Annotated in this window: 20 protein-coding genes; 10 read left to right on the top strand and 10 right to left on the bottom strand. The window is 59.0% G+C overall.

Going from position 1 to position 18070, the window contains the following annotated elements; translation table 11 throughout:
• The first annotated feature begins 649 nt into the window (after positions 1–649).
• Complete coding sequence (locus RMO51_RS22610) at positions 650–1207, top strand: MOSC domain-containing protein (protein WP_409025046.1); 558 nt, start codon at positions 650–652, stop codon at positions 1205–1207.
• A 34-nt stretch (positions 1208–1241) separates the two neighbouring features.
• Positions 1242–1667 carry a methylated-DNA--[protein]-cysteine S-methyltransferase gene (locus RMO51_RS14270; protein WP_310395680.1) on the top strand — a complete coding sequence of 142 codons (426 nt, stop codon included), beginning with the start codon at positions 1242–1244 and terminating at the stop codon, positions 1665–1667.
• A gap of 84 nt (positions 1668–1751) precedes the next feature.
• Here the strand turns inward: RMO51_RS14270 and RMO51_RS14265 are convergent, their stop codons facing one another.
• From RMO51_RS14265 to RMO51_RS14255, 3 genes are read right to left on the bottom strand one after another with little or no spacing between them, the layout of a single operon-like run.
• A complete protein-coding gene (locus RMO51_RS14265; protein ID WP_310395678.1) occupies positions 1752–2522 on the bottom strand; it encodes a LytTR family DNA-binding domain-containing protein in 771 nt (256 codons plus the stop codon).
• 2 nt (positions 2523–2524) lie between these two features.
• A complete protein-coding gene (locus RMO51_RS14260; protein WP_310395677.1) occupies positions 2525–3577 on the bottom strand; it encodes a histidine kinase in 1053 nt (350 codons plus the stop codon).
• A gap of 8 nt (positions 3578–3585) precedes the next feature.
• Positions 3586–4785: a serine hydrolase gene (locus RMO51_RS14255; protein ID WP_310395675.1), complete on the bottom strand. Its 1200-nt coding sequence runs from the start codon at positions 4783–4785 to the stop codon at positions 3586–3588.
• A 312-nt stretch (positions 4786–5097) separates the two neighbouring features.
• On the opposite strand from RMO51_RS14255, the gene RMO51_RS14250 reads away from it, so the two are divergent.
• Entirely contained in the window at positions 5098–5766 is a 669-nt protein-coding gene (locus RMO51_RS14250; protein ID WP_310395674.1) for a flavin reductase family protein, read from the top strand.
• Positions 5767–6044: 278 nt separating this feature from the next.
• Positions 6045–6782, top strand: a complete 738-nt coding sequence (locus RMO51_RS14245; protein WP_310395673.1) for an SDR family NAD(P)-dependent oxidoreductase — start codon at positions 6045–6047, stop codon at positions 6780–6782.
• 131 nt (positions 6783–6913) lie between these two features.
• Here the strand turns inward: RMO51_RS14245 and RMO51_RS14240 are convergent, their stop codons facing one another.
• The gene (locus tag RMO51_RS14240; protein WP_310395672.1) at positions 6914–7309 is read right to left on the bottom strand and encodes a DoxX family protein; all 396 of its coding nucleotides are present in this window, start codon (positions 7307–7309) and stop codon (positions 6914–6916) included.
• 814 nt (positions 7310–8123) lie between these two features.
• Entirely contained in the window at positions 8124–8456 is a 333-nt protein-coding gene (locus RMO51_RS14235) for a helix-turn-helix domain-containing protein (protein WP_310395671.1), read from the bottom strand.
• 140 nt (positions 8457–8596) lie between these two features.
• Between RMO51_RS14235 and RMO51_RS14230 the strand changes: the two genes are divergently transcribed.
• Entirely contained in the window at positions 8597–9274 is a 678-nt protein-coding gene (locus tag RMO51_RS14230) for an NAD(P)-binding domain-containing protein (RefSeq protein WP_310395670.1), read from the top strand.
• Between the two features lie 72 nt (positions 9275–9346).
• Here RMO51_RS14230 and RMO51_RS14225 read toward each other — a convergent pair whose 3' ends face one another.
• Positions 9347–10816, bottom strand: coding sequence for a PLP-dependent aminotransferase family protein (locus RMO51_RS14225; RefSeq protein ID WP_310395668.1), 1470 nt, complete (start codon positions 10814–10816; stop codon positions 9347–9349).
• 554 nt (positions 10817–11370) lie between these two features.
• Between RMO51_RS14225 and RMO51_RS14220 the strand changes: the two genes are divergently transcribed.
• The 5 genes from RMO51_RS14220 (at position 11371) to RMO51_RS14200 (ending at position 14822) form a co-directional block, all read left to right on the top strand.
• Positions 11371–11907: a GNAT family N-acetyltransferase gene (locus RMO51_RS14220; RefSeq protein ID WP_310395667.1), complete on the top strand. Its 537-nt coding sequence runs from the start codon at positions 11371–11373 to the stop codon at positions 11905–11907.
• Between the two features lie 16 nt (positions 11908–11923).
• Positions 11924–12163, top strand: a complete 240-nt coding sequence (locus RMO51_RS14215; RefSeq protein ID WP_310395665.1) for a Kazal-type serine protease inhibitor domain-containing protein — start codon at positions 11924–11926, stop codon at positions 12161–12163.
• Between the two features lie 25 nt (positions 12164–12188).
• Entirely contained in the window at positions 12189–13169 is a 981-nt protein-coding gene (locus RMO51_RS14210) for an alpha/beta fold hydrolase (RefSeq protein ID WP_310395663.1), read from the top strand.
• A gap of 67 nt (positions 13170–13236) precedes the next feature.
• The gene (locus tag RMO51_RS14205) at positions 13237–13719 is read left to right on the top strand and encodes a GNAT family N-acetyltransferase (protein ID WP_310395661.1); all 483 of its coding nucleotides are present in this window, start codon (positions 13237–13239) and stop codon (positions 13717–13719) included.
• A gap of 119 nt (positions 13720–13838) precedes the next feature.
• Complete coding sequence (locus RMO51_RS14200; RefSeq protein WP_310395659.1) at positions 13839–14822, top strand: NAD(P)-dependent oxidoreductase; 984 nt, start codon at positions 13839–13841, stop codon at positions 14820–14822.
• A gap of 237 nt (positions 14823–15059) precedes the next feature.
• Here RMO51_RS14200 and RMO51_RS14195 read toward each other — a convergent pair whose 3' ends face one another.
• From RMO51_RS14195 to RMO51_RS14180, 4 genes are all read right to left on the bottom strand, one after another.
• Complete coding sequence (locus RMO51_RS14195) at positions 15060–15770, bottom strand: hypothetical protein (protein WP_310395658.1); 711 nt, start codon at positions 15768–15770, stop codon at positions 15060–15062.
• Positions 15771–15850: 80 nt separating this feature from the next.
• Positions 15851–16702 (bottom strand): helix-turn-helix domain-containing protein, encoded by an 852-nt coding sequence (locus RMO51_RS14190; RefSeq protein ID WP_310395657.1) that lies wholly within the window; start codon positions 16700–16702, stop codon positions 15851–15853.
• Between the two features lie 69 nt (positions 16703–16771).
• Entirely contained in the window at positions 16772–17302 is a 531-nt protein-coding gene (locus RMO51_RS14185; protein WP_310395655.1) for a GrpB family protein, read from the bottom strand.
• Positions 17303–17503: 201 nt separating this feature from the next.
• Positions 17504–18052 (bottom strand): N-acetyltransferase, encoded by a 549-nt coding sequence (locus tag RMO51_RS14180; RefSeq protein WP_310395653.1) that lies wholly within the window; start codon positions 18050–18052, stop codon positions 17504–17506.
• Between the last annotated feature and the right edge of the window lie 18 nt (positions 18053–18070).

The following is an 18070-nucleotide window of genomic DNA, read 5'->3' as shown; positions in this document are numbered from 1 at the left end:
CCCAAATTAGGGTGTTTTCCTAAAAATTTTTTTGTTGCTTAACGCCCTACTTGTGCCGCCCCCCCTAGCAACCTCGCCGTTTTTTTTGACCAATTCGGCCCGTCGCTCGCTTGTTGTTCCGGCTGCGCTCAGCATGACGTTCAATTCATTTTTCGGATAGGTTCTAAGTACCACATTGATTGCGCCCACATACCCACATAATCCGCGTTATCTGGTCCATTCATTTTCTTTGCGGTTTTGCTCGTGACTGATTTGGCTACTTTTCGAGCGGGCAGGTAGCTCGCTCAACCCGCTGGCTATTCCGGTTTTTCTTCTGTGCGCATGGCTGCCTGTTCCTTTGTGTGGCTGCACTCGTGGCGGCGCTGGGTGGTGTGCGGAGCTGGCCTGCTGGCCGCCTATCGGGAGATACGTTGGCTGGTCGGGCCGCCGGGTGTTTAGCCGGGCCGACCACGGGGCTGACAGGGGTTGCTTCGTCGGCATGATGTTTTCGGAGCTATTCGCCGGGCTGGGGCACCCGCTGCGCCTGAGCCCCGGGGGCTGCAAGGGCTACAACGCGCCGGTGCCCTGCACGACGCAACCGCTCGTTTCTTGGATTCGCTGGTGTCCTCAATTCGGCCAAGTAAGTTTGTGATTCTGCACGTGCTAATCGGTGAGTTTCGTAAAAGCTTCAGGTTACATCGTGGCGGTACATCGCAGCCCGGCGCATAATTTCAGCAAAGACTCTCAGTCGGTTATTGAGCTATTGGTCGGATTAGGCGTAGCTGGCGATGCCCACGCGGGCGCTACCGTGCAACATCGTTCGGGAGTGGCCACCGACCCTGCCCAGCCTGACCCGCGCCAAGTACATCTGATTCGGGCCGAGTTGCACGAAGAATTGCAGGCACAAGGTTTCCAAGTAGGTCCAGGCGACCTGGGCGAGAATATCACGACGCGCGGCCTAGAATTGTTGGGCTTGCCACGGGGTACGCACTTGCGACTGGGAGCACATGCGGTAGTGGAGGTAACCGGTTTGCGTAATCCCTGTGCCCAGTTGAACACCTTTCAACCAGGCCTGATGCGGGCCGTGTTAGACCAAGACAAGCGAGGCAACCTAATTCGAAAAGCTGGGATGATGGGCAATGTGCCGGCTGGCGGAGAGGTCCGCGCCGGAGACCAGATTCGAGTAGAGTTACCACCGCTACCGCATCTGCCATTGGAGCGGGTGTAGACGCCAGAGAGCCAGCGCCGAACAGGCGACGGCCGTGCAGGCCCTGCGCCAGCAGCGGCCGCGCGTCTGGCTGCGGGCCGCCCCCGCCGAGACGGGCCCCGTGGTGCAGCAGCTGTTTGCTCCCACCGCTTCTTCAAAACCGTTGGCCCTGCTGCTGAAAGGCACCAATTTTCAAATCAAAGTGTGGGAAGCGTTGCTGCGCATTCCGCCCGGCCAGGTGGTGTCGTACGCGGCGGCGGCCGTGGGCCGGTCCGGCGCGGGCCCGGCGGTGGGCGGGGCCGTGGGAGCCAACGCCCTCGGACATCTTATTCCCTGCCACCGCGTCATTCAGCAGCACGGCGAGCTGGGCGGCTGCGGCTGGGGCGCAACCCGCAAGCAGGCCCTGCTGGCCTGGGAAGCCGCGCAAACGGCGGAGAAGGTGCCGACCAACTGCGAGTTGGCTTCGGAGCTGGTTAGTTGAGGCACTGAACATCCAACGACAACCGCATACCGGTGACTTTATTAACGGCCAGGGCTACGACAAGTACGCCACCTCGCCGACTGGTCACCGGTCCATCCATAATTTGAAAGCAGGAGTGGTTTCGCTACTGACAACGATTTCAGCCGGGTAAGTCGGGGTTAACGCCACTTTCAAGCGGCCTTTGAAGTGCGAATGGATTTCGTGGATGGCTTGAAAATGCACGATAAAGCGGCGGTTCAAACGAAAAAAACAGTTCGGGTCCAGCTTGGCCTCCAACTCTTCCAGCGTATAATCAACCGCGAACCGTGCCCGGCGCAGCGTCATTAGAAACGTAACGCCTTCCTCGGCGTAGCAATAGGCTACTTGTTCAACGGGCACCGATTGAATCCGCGAGCCTGCCTTGACCAGAAAGCGGGCCTTGTACGCAAGGGTCGTTTTACGCAGCAGCTCTACCAGGTGCTCGTAGTTGGGAGCGGGCAACGGCACGGAAACCAGGCTTCTCTGCAAGGTGGTCAGCTTCGCAAAACAGCTGTCAATGCCGGCTTGCGTGAGGGGTTTTAGCACGTAATGCACGCTGTTTACCTCGAAGGCGCGCAGCGCGTACTGGTCGTAAGCCGTGGTGAAAATAACCGGCGCATGCACGGCTACGCGCTCAAAGATGCTGAAGCTGTTACCGTCCGCGAGGTGTACATCGAGAAAAATAAGGTCGGGCTGGGGGTGGCTGTTGAGCCAGCTCACCGCTTCTTCTACCGAGTCGATGGGCCCCAGAATTTGAGCCGTGGAGTCATGCGCACGGAGAAAGCCGCTGAGCTTGCGGGCGGCCAGGGCTTCGTCTTCAATTATCAGAATGGTCATGCCTACGCCGCAGGTAACGGGTCCGTCAGGGATAGCAGCGGCAGGCGGACCAGGAAATCCGTCGGCGTTGGTTCCACCAATGGCTGCTGGTCGGAAAGGTAGGCGTAGCGCTTGCAGATGTTTTGCAAACCCAGCCGGGAAACTGGCCCCACGTCGGGACGCGGCTGCCGGTTGTTGCTGACAAGCAATTGGCTGCCTTCTACCCACAAGCGGATGGTGAGCGGGTGCCGACGCGAGGCCACGTTGTGCTTGATGGCGTTTTCAAACAGCATTTGCAGCGCCAACGGGGGTAGGTATTCGCGTTGCGAATCAGCCGGTACCTGCACCTGCACCCGTAGCGCATCACCGAAGCGTTTGTCGAGCAGAAAAGCATACGCTTGGGCAAAATCTAATTCCTCGCTGAGCGCAATCAGTTCGACGTGGCGGCTGCTTAGCACGTAGCGGTACACCTCGGCCATCTTGTCCACAAAGTGCTTGGCTGCCGCCGGGTCATCGTCAATAAGCTCCGACAAGATGTTAAAGCTGTTGAACAGAAAATGGGGATTCACTTGGTCCTTGAGAGACTCCAGTTGCGCGCGCGTCGACTCCTGTTGCCAGCGTTCGGCTCGTAGTTTTTCCTGTTGCCAGAACTGCAAAAAGCCCAGTCCCAGCAGCACCGCGTTGACGAGCAGGGCCAGCAGCAAGCCGTAAGCACCCATTAGGGACAAGTGGTACAGGCCAAAGTGGTCGGGCTGGTGGTACCGCGCCATCATAAACAGCTTTAGCGCGGTGTAGGAGAGCAGCGTGACGACGGAAGAGTAGGCGAGACTGGTGAGTAGCTGCACCGCCAGGCGCTTGCCGATTTGCCCGGTCCAGGGCAAGTGTCGGTCCAGCCGGCGGGCAATAAAGCGGCTGCCCTCGTAAAAAGCCGCCATCAGCAGCACGTAGTGCAGCAGCACAAACCACACGAATCCGTCGGGTTTCTCGAATTGGCTAAGCAATAAAAGGACGGCGTAGGCCGCCCCGCCAATCAGCGGGGGCACCAGCCACCGGAACCAGGTTTCAAGCCGCTCCATGGAGTCGCTCAATGAGGTGTAACAAGTTGCAGCACGCGCGTTTCAAAATCGGCAAACCCATCGGTTGCCGCATTGTAGGAAGGAGAGTTGCGCACCATGCGTACGGCTACCAGCCCGTACTGCGGGTACACAACCAAGTACTGACCCAGGTAGCCATCGGCCAGGTACCCGATAATTTTTTGGCTGTAGTGCTTAGCGGAAAGACCCAGGTCCACTTGCCCGAGTGCTTGTTGTATGACCTGCTGCCAGTTGTTGCCGAAGGCTTGTTTCAAAGCAGTATTGTATGATTCTCGGCCGATGTAGCTGCCCCGTATTTGCCGTGCGCGGTTTACAAATCCCACGTCTACCCCGGCGGCCGCCAGCTTACTAATTTGTGCGTCGTCAATTACGTAGGTAATAGATTCGGGTATTAGCCACCACAAATACCCGTAGGTTGGCGAAACGGCTGGGTCGGCGCGCACGGATGCGGCCACCCACTCGGGGCTGAGCAGTTGCTGATCATTCCAGCGCCCTTCCTGTAGCATGAGCTGGCCTAATTTGGCCAAATCGGCCGGTCGTATCTGTAAGCCAGACATCCCGTGCGGATTTCCAGCGGGGTCCAGCGTCCAACTGAAGTCCGTAATGCCCATCTGCTTAAACAAGCCATCACGCAGGTAGCTGTCCAAGCGTTTACCGGAAGCCTTCTGCACCACCCCCGTCAGTAGGTTGAGCGCTTTGTTGTTATAGGCAAAGCGCTTGCCGGGCTCGTCGGTCAACTCCGCGGCCAAGGCCAGCTGCACAAAATCGGGGCTCGGATAGATTTCCGCTCCGGCGTTTAACTCATTTTGCAGGCCGGAGGTGTGATTCAGCAGCTGCCGGATGGTAATGGTGCGCTTGCGGCCCTGCTTCCATTCGGGGTAAAACGAACTGACCGGTTCGTCCACCGACGCTATTTTGCCTTCTCTCACCAATGAGCCAACGGCCAGGCTGAGGACCGACTTGGTGTCCGACATCGCCTCGATGGGACCGATCGGGTGACCAAAATACCATTCTCCGACAAGCTGCCCGTCCTTGAGCACCACCAGGGCATCGGAATGGCTGGCTTCGGCGGCTTGGACCAAGGCGGCCAAGGCGCGGGCATCTATTTTCTTGCCCGGATTGTCGTTGTTCTCAACAGGGAGTAGGCTCAGGAGCAACAGCCAAAAACCAGGAAAAGCACCAAGTGTCATAATGAGGAGTAGGTGAATTAGCTTTCGGGTAAAGCTATTGCCCGCCATCATTGGCTACCAGTCAATTCCTGTGAACCGGGCTATTAGCTGGTTAGATTGGGCATTGACTACATTGAACTGGCGATGACTTCCGCGGCCCAACAGATATGACGCAACACCGGATTCAGACCCTCGTCTGACAAAAAAATCTGCTTGTTTTCATAATGTGAATGTGCGCGTTGACATTAAGGCTGCAAGTGCGCAAGAAGTGGGTTTTGGGGTGGGAGGGAAGTGAGGAGCTTTGCTCATTGTTCCAATCAACGCTTCCCCGCTATGCACCTGACCAGTGAACCCGCCATTCTGTATTTCGGCACCCCCGTCGTCCTCATCAGCACCATCAACGAAGACGGCACCTACAACCTAGCCCCCATGTCTTCGGCCTTCTGGCTGGGCTGGCGGTGCGTGCTGGGCTTGTCGGCTTTCTCCAAAACCACCGAAAACCTGCTGCGCACCGGCCAGTGCGTGCTCAACCTGCCTTCCGTGGCCCAGGCCGGGGCCGTCAACCGCCTGGCCCTGCGCACCGGCTCCGACCCGGTGCCAGAAGGCAAGGCGCAGAAGGGCTACCAATTCGAGCCCGACAAATTCGGCCGCGCGGGCCTCACCCCCGTGCCGGCCGAAACCGTGGCCGCCCCCCGCGTGGCCGAGTGCCCGGTGCAGCTCGAAGCCGTGCTGGAGGCCCACCACGGCCTGGCCGCGGCCGACGCGGCGCAGTGCGGCCGCCTGCTCACGCTGGAGGTGCGCGTGCAGCGCGTGCACCTCGACGAGGCCATCCTGCTCGCCGGCCACCCCAACCGCGTCGACCCCGACAAATGGCGGCCGCTCATCATGAGTTTCCAGCAGTTTTATGGCCTGGGGCCGCAAGTCCACGATTCCGCGCTGGCGCAAATTCCCGAAGCCCTCTACCGCAGCCCGGACGTGGACCGGGCCCGCCTAGTCGCATGAGCCCGGCCGACAACATTTATGAGCGAATCAGTTGGCACCTATTCCAAAGACTGCTGATTGGCCTATCCATGCTGCTTGTGGACTGCACCGCTCGCCCGGCTCCGCGAGCAGAGCCAAGTGAACAAGTACACGAGCCCACACCAACTGAAAGCGTGCGGCATCCAGTTGTCGACCATTGCCCCCTGCCGCCCAGCTATAGACCACTTAAGTCAGACAAGACTAGATGAAAGCATAAATTCTCTTCTTTAAAATTTCTCTAATATTCTTCTTCTAAAGACATGACCAAATCACCAGTTGCCCTCATCACCGGCGTAAGCCGGGCCATGGGCATGGGCTACGAAACCGCCCGCCAACTCGCCCGCCAGGGCTACCACGTAATCATCACGGCCCGCGAACCCACCCAAGCGGAGGAATTAGCCCACCAGCTCCAGCAGGAGGGATTGGCCGTGACGGCACAGCAGCTGGATGTGTGCAGCGACGACAGCGCTGCTCAGTTGGCCGCCGCCGTCGCCCGGCAGGCCGGGCGGCTGGACGTGCTGATTAACAATGCCGCCGTGATGCTGCCGGCCGAGGACCCGGCCGCGCCGGTGGACCTATCGGAGGCGCAGCGGCGGTTTGATGCCAACCTGTTCGGGCCCTGGCGGGTGGTGCAGGCGCTGCTGCCCCTGCTGCGGCAGAGCCCGCACGGGCGCATCGTGAACGTCTCCAGCGGCATGGGCTCCTTCGCCGACCCGGTGTGGGGCCTGACCGATTCGAAGCAACCCACGGCCAGCGTATACGCCCTCACCAAGCTTGCCCTGAATGGCCTCACCGCCAAGCTTGCCAAAGACCTGCGGGCGGACCACATTCTGGTCAATTCGGTGTGCCCGGGCTTTGTGGCTACCCAGCCCGACTTTGCTGAGTACGGGGCCCGCCCCGTGCCGGAAGGGGCCGCCGGCATCGTGTGGGCCGCCACCCTGCCCGACGATGGCCCCACCGGTGGATTCTTCCGCGACGGCCAGCCTTTAGGCTGGTAAGGCGGTCCCAGAAGTCTAGCTGCTGAGGCCCTGGACCGCGCTTTTTTCTTAATGTGGACCAGGGTGTTTGCAACGAACGATGCTAAGTTTTGCAGCGAAAAAAGTCCGTTTGGTAAGTACGACCGGACTTTTCACTGGCTTGCATCCAGCCCTATAATCCTAACTAGTGTGGCGTAAGCAATGAATAGAGCGGGCATGAGGAAAATCACTAAGTTACCAGCCATATGCAAATATTCTGAACGACGGAGATGCGTAGCCATTGCTCCAGCCATATAGAGGGCAATTCCGACCGCTGCCAAAGGTGTGATTATTTTCAGAAAATTTAAAAATAGTGGAATGACGAGACCAACCCCACCAGCTAATTCAAAGACACCCATGAGACGAATATGCGCTGGTTTGAACTCTTTCGACCAAGCCACGCTCGGTATGTTAGAATATTTGGCATAGGGCATAGTGAGTTTGAACAACGCACCTACGATGAGAAGTATACTAAGTAAAACTTGAATAGTTAATATTAGAACATCCATGATTCAATGCACCTTTTCTTATTAAGCTGAGTGATTTATGCGGGCTGTTTCGCGTGGCGGCTTAATGTAGCCTCAACCAAAACAATGGTTGGCCAGCAAGCCTATCCGATACTCCCAGCCCGCTGGGGCAGCAGCTTTTTTAGGAGTGCTGGCGGCTTTAGCAGGGCTGGCGCTCATGCCGCCGGCATTGTTGATTGTTGCCAACCCCGGCGTTTGCGGCCCCCGTGGCAGGAGCAGAAGGAGCGGCTGGCAGCATTTTGCAAAGAAGAGTTCAACCGCCAGCGCACACCGGTTAAGCCCGACTTGGGAGCGCACTCACCAAAAACACGCCCCAAGCTTGCTGAAGCGGCAACAGTTGCAGCTGTTGCCTGCCGCTGCTGCCGGCCGAACCCTTCCTTGCTCGCCTAACGCAATCCGATGATTGCGTGTCACAAAACAACTCAGTCGGTGCGCCGGAGCACAGCAGAATTATGCTGGGCGGGGCAGATTTTCTCCGAACTGCAAACGAAGCCTCGCAGTCTGACTATCTATTCAGCAGTTGAAGCCAGTACAGAATAAAGGATTTTAGTCAGGAATATACACCAGTAATCCATAATTTACCAAAATATTTAAATACATAACCCCGTAATATTTACGACGGCTCGCGCCGAATTTTATGGTTCCGAACTGTTTCGGTAAAAGGCCTTTGTTTACAGCATCAGGAGAAAAAAACAGTGCAGTTAAAATTAGTGAAAGTCCTGATAGCTTACGCTTGGGCAATGTGACTTGCCCGCCGAAGTAGTCAGAGCAATGCAGTAATTTAAGCCAGTTGGTATTAAATTATTGGACCGACTTGTAACAGTTGCTTTTTCTGTGCAGCATCGCGCAGCATGTCCATCGCGCCCCACTCGCAAATGTGAGCCAGCACCGCGTTAAGCTCCCGGCCCGCAGGGGTTAGCGAGTAACTGACTTTTTTAGGGAACACGTCAAAATCCTTGCGGATAATCAAATTATCGCGTTCCAACTCCCGTAAGTTGAGGGCGAGCATTCGCTCCGTAATGGTGGTGATTTGGTGGCGCAGCTCCCCGAAGCGCAAATCTCCCGCCAACAGCCTGAACAGAATCAAGGGCTTCCACCGGTTCCCGATTTTGGCCAGGGCGTACGTCATGGGGCAAACGACGTGTAGCTGGGCTTCGTTCTGGCTGTTGGTTGACGCGGCCTTTTTCATACACACAATTTTGTAAGTTATTCCGGCCAGCAATTCTAAAGTGAAGCTTTGTGGCCCCAAACATTAACTACCCCCAACCCATGAAAATAGGAATTGTTGGCAGCGGCAATATGGGCCGCACGCTCGGTCTGAGGTGGGCCGAAAAGGGCCACCAAGTGTTTTTCGGCGCCCGCAACCAGCGGGACCTCAACTTTCTCGTCGAAGTTGCCGGGGCGGACCTGCCCCGTGGTACCTTGCGCGAAGCCATTGCCTTCGGCGATGTACTGCTGTACACCCTGCGCGATACGCTGCCCTCAGCAGTGGCCGACCCCGAGGAGTGGCAGCACAAAATACTCATCGACTGCAATAATGGAGAGATTCCTGAGGACTTTGACTATGCTCCCGTGCTGCAATCTTACACCGAGAAATACCAGAACGACGTGCCGGGGGTCAAAGTGGTCAAGGCGTTCAACACCACGGCCCAGGAAGCCTACAGCCACCCAGCCGAGGTGCTGCGCCAAAGCCGCGCCGTGTGCTTTCTGGCGGGCGATGACGAGACGGCCAAGCAACTGGTGTCGGAGTTAATTAATGATGTCGGGCTCACCCCGCTTGATGCGGGCCAGGCATTCAACGCCCGGCTGCTCGAATCTTACGGGGACCTAGTACGACTGCTGATGATAAAGAATGGTCTGGGGCCCTTCCTGACCTTTAGCGCCCAAGTACTTCCGGCAATTGAATCTCGCAAATTAGGGGAAAGGCAGCCGAGCAATTACAAGTAATTCAAACCAACGCTGGCTGGCCAAATGGCTGGCCACGTAAGTCGCAGGCTTGGTGCCTCTGTACGGAAGGATTCATCCTACTGCTTGCACCAGCAGCGCCACCGCCTCGCGCAGTTCCTCCTCATTCAGCGAAGCAAAGCCCAGCCGAACGCCGTTGCCCTCGGCTTGCCCAGCGCGGTAGAAGCTGCCGTCGTTCAGGTACAGGCCCAGCCGGTGGGCGCGGCCGGCCACGTCCGCCAACGGGGTTTTGGCGGCGAACCGGGCCCACACGGCCAGGCCGCCGGCGGGCTTCTGGAATTGGGCAACTCCCCCCAACTCTGAACTCAGCAGCTCGCACAGCAGGTCGCGCCGGGCCCTATACGCGCGCACGGCCTTGGCCAGGTGGCGGCGGATGTCCCCGTTCTTGTACAGTTCCGCCACGGCCTCTTCTAGTAAGCTGTCGCCCTGGATGTCGATTAGCCGGCGCAGGCGGGTGGCGGCCCGCACCAGGTCGGCTGGCGCGACCAGGTAGCCCACGCGGATGCTCGGGGCCAGGCTCTTGCACAGCGAGCCCACGTACACCACGCTGCCGGCGGCGTCGGCGCTGGCCAGCGGCAGAATCGGCGAACTGGCGTAGTGAAAGTCGTAGTCGTAGTCGTCTTCCAGAATGGCGAAGCCGTAGCGGTCAGCCAGTTGCAGCAGGCGGTGGCGGCGGTCGGCCCGCAGCGTGACGGTGGTGGGGTGGTGGTGGTGGGGCGTGAGGTAGAGCAGTCGCACCGGCTGCTGGCGGCAACGCTGCTCCACTGCGTCCACGTCGATGCCGTGCGCATCCACGGGCACCCGCAGCAGCTGGGCGTCCTGGTCGCGAAACACGGCGTCGGCTACGTAGTAGCTGCTTTCGCCCACCACCACCGCGTCGCCGGGGCGCAGCAGCAGGCGGGCGGTCAGGTAAATGCCCATCTGACTGCCCCGCGTGATGAGGAGGTTATCGGCCGTGACGGCCAGGCCGCGCGTGGTGCGCAACTCCTCGGCCAGCACGGCCCGCAGGTGCTCCGAGCCCTGCCCGGCGCCGTAGTGCAAGTGCCGCCGCGCCGCGGGCCGCCGCGCCACGCTGCGGTAGGCGCGGGCCAGCAGCCCCACCGGGGCCAGCCGCACGTCGGGAAAGCCGTCGTCGAAGGCCAAGCGAAACTGGCTGGCCTGGGCGGGCGTGCGGGCCAGCGGCGCTTCCGCCGCGAAATCGAAACGGGTTCGGGACGCGAAGGCCCGCGGCGCGGGCTCGCGGGCCAACGGCTCGGGAGAAATCACTGGCAAGTGCGCCGCCACGAACAAGCCCTTGCGGGCTACGCTTTCCAGCCAGCCCTGGGCTGCCAGCTCGGCGTAGGCGGCCACCACCGTTTGCCGGTGCAGGCCGAGCAGGGTGCTCAACTGCCGGGTGCTGGGCAGGCGCGCGCCCGGGGTCAGCTTACCCTGGCGGATTTGCTGTACCAAACGGGCGGCCAGCTGCAGGTAGAGGGGCTGCGCGTCGTAGCGGTTCAGCGTCAGGAGTGAAGCGTAGGGGAGCAAGCGGTGGACCAGGCGGTTTGTTGAAACTGGCCTAAACAGGCAGTCCAACAAAGGTATAGTTTTGCGCCAGTAATAGCCGTAGCTGATATCTGAACGATGCTGCTTCAGCATTGTCCTGTTCACTTTGTGGCATCATTCAAAAGCCAGCCGCCACGATGCAACTAGGATTGATACCTGGCGTTCAGGACGTGGAAGCTAGCTCGCGCTGGTATCGGCAGCTATTAAATTGTAAGAGCCGACACGGTGGTAAACCTTTGGGATGCCAGCCGATGCGGACGACGCCGTGGTGTTGTGCTTGCACGCATGGGGTGAGCACGGACACTCAACATTGATGGCACCTCAAGCAGCAGGCAATGGCTTTACTATTTGGCGGTGTTCCAAAATCAAGTGGCAGAGGTATTTGAACTAATTGCAATAAGTAGAAAAGCAGCTTTTGCACCGGCCTGACTGCATTGCTAACCAAGTAATTAATTGCCTGTATCGCAAATTATCACCCTCATTTGGACCGCCGCCGTAATTACAATGGTACGCAGCAGCGAGAAAAATAATTAGAGATGGAATTAGATAAACCACACGACCACGAAGTTAGCAATACGACCAAGGAAGACTTGAACAAAATCTATTGGCTTTTTGAACAGGCAATAAGTTTGCAAGGGAAAAATGGCTACAAGGTCTGGGAGAAAATCGATGATTCAGCTTTGCATACAGAAATTGAGAATGGGCTGCAGTACAAGATTGTAGAAGGAGCGACCGTTCTGTGTGTGTTTAGTATTCAGCACAACGACCCATTTATCTGGCGTGACAGGGACCAAAGCGACGCCATTTACTTGCATAGAATTGTAGTAAATCCTAACTTCAAAGGTCAAAGACTATTTGGAAAAATCCTGGATTGGGCCAAGCGCTTCGCGCGACGAAACAATTTAAAATACATTAGAATGGATACGTGGGCTGACAATGAAAAATTAATTGATTACTACAAATCTTTTGGATTTCATTTTATTGAATACTATGAAACGCTCGATGCACCTGAACTTCCAATTCAAAACCGGAATTTGAACGTAGCGTTATTGCAAATGGAACTGAACAGATGAACTTTCTTTATTGGCCATGCTAAAATTCTGCATTTTATTAGTTGAAGCATTACTAATTGGCTGTACGCGGGCCGTTGCACCACCTAAATCGGGCGAGTGCATTGATGTCAGCCAAATCAGCAAAGATGCCCCTTGTACGATGGAGTACAACCCCGTGTGCGGCTGCGACGGCAAAACGTACGAAAATGCCTGTCTGGCCCGCAATGCGAGTGTCACGTCGTTCAAGCCCGGCGTGTGCGCCGGACTTAAACCATAAACTAGGCCACCGCCAAACCTTATAAATGAGAATACTAGTTATTTTTCTGCTGGTGTGCAGTCATTTTGTCAGCGCTCAGCGAGTTGATACAGTGCGGTTTACTAGTGGCCAAAACCGCTTGGTTGGGTGGCTGTATCGGCCAGGCGGCGTGCCATCAAAGCCGCAGCCCGTCGTGCTGATATTGCACAGTGCCACGTATGGCCGCCACGACTATTCCCTGTACCTTGACTTGGCACGGGAGCTGAACCGGATGGGCATTGCCGTGTTCAGCTACGACCGGCGGGGCAATGGCCTCTCCTCGGCCAAGGCAGCCAACACGAGCTACACTGACCTTGCCAAAGACGGACTGGCCGCCCTACGCGCCGTCAAAGCATTGCCCGGAATCAACACCCAGTGCGTCGGCTTGTACGGCATTAGCCAGGGCTGCTGGATTGCGGCCATCATGAATACCCTCGACAGCAAGGCCAGTCAGTTTACTATACTGGTGTCTGGCAGCACCGAGTCGCCCTCGCAGCAGATGGATTTTGCGGCCCGTTACCACCTGCAAGCCAAAGGCGTTGCGTCGTCTTCCATCGATAGCGCCATTCGCGTACGAAACGCAGTGGATGACTTTTACCGGGGCAAACTTCCGTACAAGCAAGCGGCTACCCTGCGCAAGCAAGTGGAAACCAGGAAGTGGTTTGCCGACGCTATTGTGTTTAAGCTGGATTCGGTGAGCGATAGCGGGTGGAAGCGGGACATGGATTTCACGCCGGCTCCCTATTTCCGTAAATTTGTCACGCCAACACTGGTGTTGTACGGGGAATACGACGAGTGGGTGAACACCCAGAAAGGGTTAAAAGACTGGCCTTCTTGGCAGTTGCCTCGCTTGAGTTTGCACAGCATACCCGGCGCCAACCATTTAATGCTGGTAGGGAGGGACGAAAATCCAGCGCGTCCGGTGGTTGCCGGCCGCTACCATCAGCTTATTCGTGCGTGGGTGGCAGGGCTCGCGTGCCGGCAATAGCAGCCCGACCCAAGGCGGATTCTGCAACGCAGAGGTCGCTGGCCGTTGGCTCGAATCATCAAAGCAAATGCAGATTGTGCCCTATACCGCGCATCACCTTGGTGCAGTCATTCAACTTTCCCTGCAAGCCTGGGCGCCCGTCTTTGCTTCGCTTCGGAAGGCGATGAGCCCGGGCATTTACCACGAAATGTATCCCGGTGCCGACTGGCAGAAAAGCCAGCAACAAGCCGTCGAAAGCGTTTGTGCTGACCCCGCTGCCCATGTATGGATTGCCACGGAAGCCGACTCGACCGCAGGGTTCGTAGCGGTAAAGCTTCATGCAGAATCCAACACGGGGGAAATTTACATGGTTGCCGTGGCTCCTGAATTGCAAAACCGGGGCATCGGAGGGGCGCTGACTGAATTTGCGCTCCGGTGGATGGGGGGCGCCGGGATGTCGCTGGCCCTGGTCAAGACCGGCGGCGACCCCGGCCCCGCGCCGGCCCGGCGCACGTATGAAAAGGCTGGGTTTGAGCTGTTGCCCATTGCCCGGTATTTCAGAAAGCTGTAGCGCCTATTTTTGCGCGCTTCAGCCACAGCCTTGAAGTGACCGGGCAAATGGCTCAACGTCCGACACGTTGGCGACAACCAGTCAGGAGAAACCCACCACTTCACTTATCTATCCCGCGCATGAAGATTTTGGTGACGGGCAGCAGCGGCCACCTGGGCGAAGCCCTGGTTCGGACCCTCCGCCAGCAGCGCCACGAAGTCGTTGGACTGGACATCGTGCCCTCGGCCTTCACCGACCAACTGGGGTCGCTAACCGACCGCGCCCACGTCCAGCAGTGCATGAGCGGCGTCGATGCCGTGTTGCACACGGCCACGCTGCACAAACCGCACGTGGCCACGCACACCCGCCAAGACTTTGTGGACACCAACATTACGGGGACGCTGCACCTACTGGAAGAAGCCGTGCAGGCCGGCGTCGGGGCGTTTGTGTTCACGAGCACGACCAGCACGTTCGGCGATGCGCTAACGCCGCCCGCCGATGCGCCCGCCGCCTGGGTGACGGAGGACGTTGCGCCGGTGCCCAAAAACATCTACGGCGTCACCAAGACGGCGGCCGAAGACCTCTGCCGGTTGTTTCACCGCAACCAGGGCTTGCCCTGCCTGGTGCTCCGCACTTCGCGCTTCTTCCCGGAAGACGACGACCAGCCCGCGACGCGCCAAGCCTACGCCGACGACAATGTGAAGGCCAACGAGTACCTCCACCGGCGCGTGGATGTTGAGGACGTAGTCAGCGCGCATCTGCTCGCCCTGGCGCGGGCGGCGAACCTGGGTTTTGGCCGCTACATCATCAGCGCCACCACGCCTTTCGCGCCGGCCGACCTCGCGGAGCTGCGCACCAATGCCCCGGCGGTGGTGCAGCGGCTGTTCCCGGCTTACGAAGCCGCCTACGCGCGCCGGGGCTGGCGCATGTTCCCCGGCATCGGGCGGGTGTACGTCAACGAGCGCGCCCGCCAGGAGCTGGGCTGGCAGCCGCGCTACGATTTCCAGCACGTGCTCGATTGCCTGCGAGCAGGTACCGACCCGCGCAGCCCCCTGACGCAACTCGTCGGTAAAAAAGGCTACCATTCTCAGACGTTTGCCGAAGGACCTTATCCGGTTGAATAGTTACGCCGGGACTGCTCCGACAAGGTGGCAGCTTACCCGCTGGTACAACGGGTTCCCTTAGAAGCTGTTTGAGTTAGCTTCTGAACGAAGTAGAGACGCATATTTGCGTCTCGTCATTAGCTCCGCTGACCTTCGGTTGAACAATAATGGTTGAACCGGCGCGAACGCCGAGACGCAAGGATGCGTCTTGTCATCGATAAGCGGCTAATTCAAACAGCTTCTAAAGCAGCCCCAATATCACTTGCCGGGGAAATAGCTCAAATCAGCCCGGTAGCGCCAGGTTTCGGCTTCGATGCTTTGCACCACGCGGCGAGTGTCCAGGGCTTCCAGCTCCCGCAGTATTTGCGCCGGCACCAGGCTTTCGCCGAAGCTGGCCACGGGCAGCAGCAGCAGCACCTGCGGCAGCTTACCGCCGTCGAGCCACTCGAAGCAATACAGCCGCTGCGCCGGGTACTTCCGGGCCACCACCCCCCGCAGCTTGGCGAGCATGCTTTTCAGGTCGGCCGGGCGGGTGGGGGTGAGGTGGTAGGCCCGTAGGTAGGCATCGGTGAGTTGCAGCGTTCCCGGGGAGCTGGCCTCGGGCAGCAGGGCCACGGTGAACGAGCCGGCGAAGCGGGCAAACGGCTCGGTGTGCAGGGCGTTGTCAGCCGCGTCTTCGACCGGGTTCACGGGGCGGTCGAAGTCGGCGGCGGCGTGCCCGAAGGTGGCATCGATGAACTGGCCCTGCCGGGGGCCGGAGCCGACCACCCAGCCGTACCAGCTCCACGGGTCGGGCTGGGCGCGGTGCCAGGTCAGGTGCTGCTGGTAGCCGTTGGCAAACAGCTGCGCCAGGTTGTCCTTGGGCTGCCACACGGCGAAGCGGGCTAGGGGGCCGGGGGTGGGTTGCTGGGCCTGCGCTGCCCGCCCGAGGCACAGCGCCGCCGCAGTGGCTAAAAGCAAGTGTTTCATGTACTGGTTTCTGGGGTAATACCTAGCTGCACGGGCTGGTGGCACATGCCAGCCAATTGCCGCTGCAAGAACTGGCGGCTTTACTCCCGGAAATTGTACAAATACGAACTGCTAGTCTCTGCCAGAAAAGCTGCGCTGATGGAACCGGCCCCGCGCCGAAACGCCGAGGGCGTGGTGCCGGTGAAGTGGCGAAAGTCGCGGATGAAGTGGGCCTGGTCGTAGTAGCCGCAGGCCGTGGCCACGGCGGTGAGGCTCTCGGCGCGGGCCAGCCACCGAAACGCCTGCTGAAACCGGATGATGCGGCAGAAGTGCTTTGGGCTCACGCCCACGGCCTGCCCAAACAGTCGCTCCAGGTGGCGCCCGCCGATGCCCAGCTTGCGCAGCAGCGCGTCGAGGTCGGCGTGGCCCTGCCCGGCCAGGATGTAGGGCACGGCGAAATCCAGGTACGGCGCAGTGGTAGGCGGCGGGCGATGGCGCAGCCGCGTCAGGAAATAAGCTTGCAGCCGCGCTACCGCCTCCGCCGGGTGGGCGCAATCCGCCAGCTGGTGCGCCACCGCCCGAAAGCTGGCCCCGAGCACCGCCTCGGCCTCCAGGGCCAAGTCGTTGAGTTCGTGCACCGGCAGGCCGGGCGGCAAAAAGTGCGCGAACGTATGAGGAAAAAACCGCACCCCCACCAGGCACACGCCCGGTGCCCACCGGATGCCGTAGGGCCGCGTCATCTGGCCGGCTATTTCGAGGCGGGGGTTGCCCGCCGAAACCCCGTCGGCCAACGTGACTCGCTCGGACGCGCCCCGCAGGTAAACCAGCAACTCCAGGCTGCCGTCGGGAAAAACCGGGTCGGGTGCTGCGTTGGCCGTCACCTCATCCAGCACCCAAAAGCAGTTGATGTAGGCGGCGAGGCGCGCTTCGGGGCTGATTTCGTGGTAGCGCATGGGCGGGGCGGGGACGAGTGGCGGTGGCCGGGCGCAGATGCTGCCAACTTTGCTACGGTTGTGCTTTTGCTACGTTTGTGCTTGGGTTATCGTGGAGCCGGCCAAGCGCAAAATCTGGCGAATGAAAGTCGTTTTGCCCTCCGTATACCCCTCCCGGTCGGTGCGGAAACTGGCGGCCAACTGGTGCTTGAGCAGCTCGTAGGCTGCCGCCGCCGCCGGCTCCCGGCGCAGGAAATCCCGAAACAGCAGCTTCTCCCGTAAGCGGGTGCTTCGGGGACCGTACACGTGCAAATGGTGCGTCCGCGGCGTGCCCTTGATGAAGAGCTGGTAATCAGGAGCCGGGTTGTTGGCCCAGTAGAGGTAGCCTAGCTGCATCACTTTAGCAATAAGCGTTGCCGGCAATGGGAATACTTCGACGCTGGCTGCAATGTCCACCACCGGCTTGGCGGCCAGTCCCGGCACCGCCGTACTGCCCACGTGATAAAATATGGGGGCGACCGGGGCGAGCAACGGCAGCAGCTGGCTTATCGCTGCCGCGTACCGCTGTGGGTAGTCGAGGCAATAAGGCACGATTTCCACGATGTCGAGTGTATTTATCACGGTGGGATAATCGGTTGGCTTTTAAGCGCACATCCAGGGCATCTCATACTTGAGAGGACCTTATGTCGTGCTGTCTTATGACGTGGAAAATCTCAGAATAGTAGTTTCTTTCGCAGGAAACAGCGACGCCTGTGCCGTTTTCTAAACAAAGCAAACCGAACTGCCTACTGAGGACAGCCCGGCTGCATGCGGGGTTGTAGCTTATTCTGTAACGTCGAACGCCTCGTGAAAGCGCACGTTTCCTACTGGCAGTTCGCCACCAAAGGCTATCGCCTGGAAGAATTCGGGTGGGGTGTCAGGCAGCAGGAGACCAGGCTGGGCCCTGAACCCGAAGCGCCCGTAGTAGGCAGGACTACCCAGCAGGACGCAGCCAAGACCTCCTTGGTGCTGCAATGCAGCGAGTGCCGCTGCCATCAACTTCGAGCCGATGCCTTGGTGCTGCCGCTCCGGCCAGACGGAGATTGGGCCGAGGCCGTACCACCCGGTTGCACCAGACGAAATGGTAACGGGTGAAATAGCGACATGACCCATGATGGTATCACCTTCCACCGCAACCAGCGAGACCGTTAGTTGATTGCTGCGTCGCAGGGCATTGACAATCAAGTGCTCGGTGTGGCTGGCGTATGGCTCGGGTTGAAACGCTGCTTCGGTAAGCCTTGTGATGGTGTTGATATCGGCGGCTTGTTCCGGGCGGATTGTGATGGCCATGGTGAGCTTGACCACAATGTTGTGGTTGATGACATTTTGCAAAACTACAAACAATGGTGT

It is taken from the genome of Hymenobacter sp., from assembly GCF_031398885.1.
GTDB lineage: Bacteria > Bacteroidota > Bacteroidia > Cytophagales > Hymenobacteraceae > Hymenobacter.
Note: the sequence above shows the minus strand (reverse complement) of the source record. Positions and strands in the feature narration are given on the sequence as shown.

What these genes read in the sequence shown, in the direction of transcription:
- RMO51_RS14255 (WP_310395675.1), bottom strand. Translation starts at nt 4,785, where the DNA reads ATGACACTTGGTGCTTTTCCTGGTTTTTGGCTGTTGCTCCTGAGCCTA.
- RMO51_RS14195 (WP_310395658.1), bottom strand. Translation starts at nt 15,770, where the DNA reads ATGAAACACTTGCTTTTAGCCACTGCGGCGGCGCTGTGCCTCGGGCGG.
- RMO51_RS14220 (WP_310395667.1), top strand. Translation starts at nt 11,371, where the DNA reads ATGGAATTAGATAAACCACACGACCACGAAGTTAGCAATACGACCAAG.
- RMO51_RS14210 (WP_310395663.1), top strand. Translation starts at nt 12,189, where the DNA reads ATGAGAATACTAGTTATTTTTCTGCTGGTGTGCAGTCATTTTGTCAGC.
- RMO51_RS14205 (WP_310395661.1), top strand. Translation starts at nt 13,237, where the DNA reads ATGCAGATTGTGCCCTATACCGCGCATCACCTTGGTGCAGTCATTCAA.
- RMO51_RS14215 (WP_310395665.1), top strand. Translation starts at nt 11,924, where the DNA reads ATGCTAAAATTCTGCATTTTATTAGTTGAAGCATTACTAATTGGCTGT.
- RMO51_RS14200 (WP_310395659.1), top strand. Translation starts at nt 13,839, where the DNA reads ATGAAGATTTTGGTGACGGGCAGCAGCGGCCACCTGGGCGAAGCCCTG.
- RMO51_RS14190 (WP_310395657.1), bottom strand. Translation starts at nt 16,702, where the DNA reads ATGCGCTACCACGAAATCAGCCCCGAAGCGCGCCTCGCCGCCTACATC.
- RMO51_RS14265 (WP_310395678.1), bottom strand. Translation starts at nt 2,522, where the DNA reads ATGACCATTCTGATAATTGAAGACGAAGCCCTGGCCGCCCGCAAGCTC.
- RMO51_RS14245 (WP_310395673.1), top strand. Translation starts at nt 6,045, where the DNA reads ATGACCAAATCACCAGTTGCCCTCATCACCGGCGTAAGCCGGGCCATG.
- RMO51_RS14250 (WP_310395674.1), top strand. Translation starts at nt 5,098, where the DNA reads ATGCACCTGACCAGTGAACCCGCCATTCTGTATTTCGGCACCCCCGTC.
- RMO51_RS14235 (WP_310395671.1), bottom strand. Translation starts at nt 8,456, where the DNA reads ATGACGTACGCCCTGGCCAAAATCGGGAACCGGTGGAAGCCCTTGATT.
- RMO51_RS14240 (WP_310395672.1), bottom strand. Translation starts at nt 7,309, where the DNA reads ATGGATGTTCTAATATTAACTATTCAAGTTTTACTTAGTATACTTCTC.
- RMO51_RS14260 (WP_310395677.1), bottom strand. Translation starts at nt 3,577, where the DNA reads ATGGAGCGGCTTGAAACCTGGTTCCGGTGGCTGGTGCCCCCGCTGATT.
- RMO51_RS14230 (WP_310395670.1), top strand. Translation starts at nt 8,597, where the DNA reads ATGAAAATAGGAATTGTTGGCAGCGGCAATATGGGCCGCACGCTCGGT.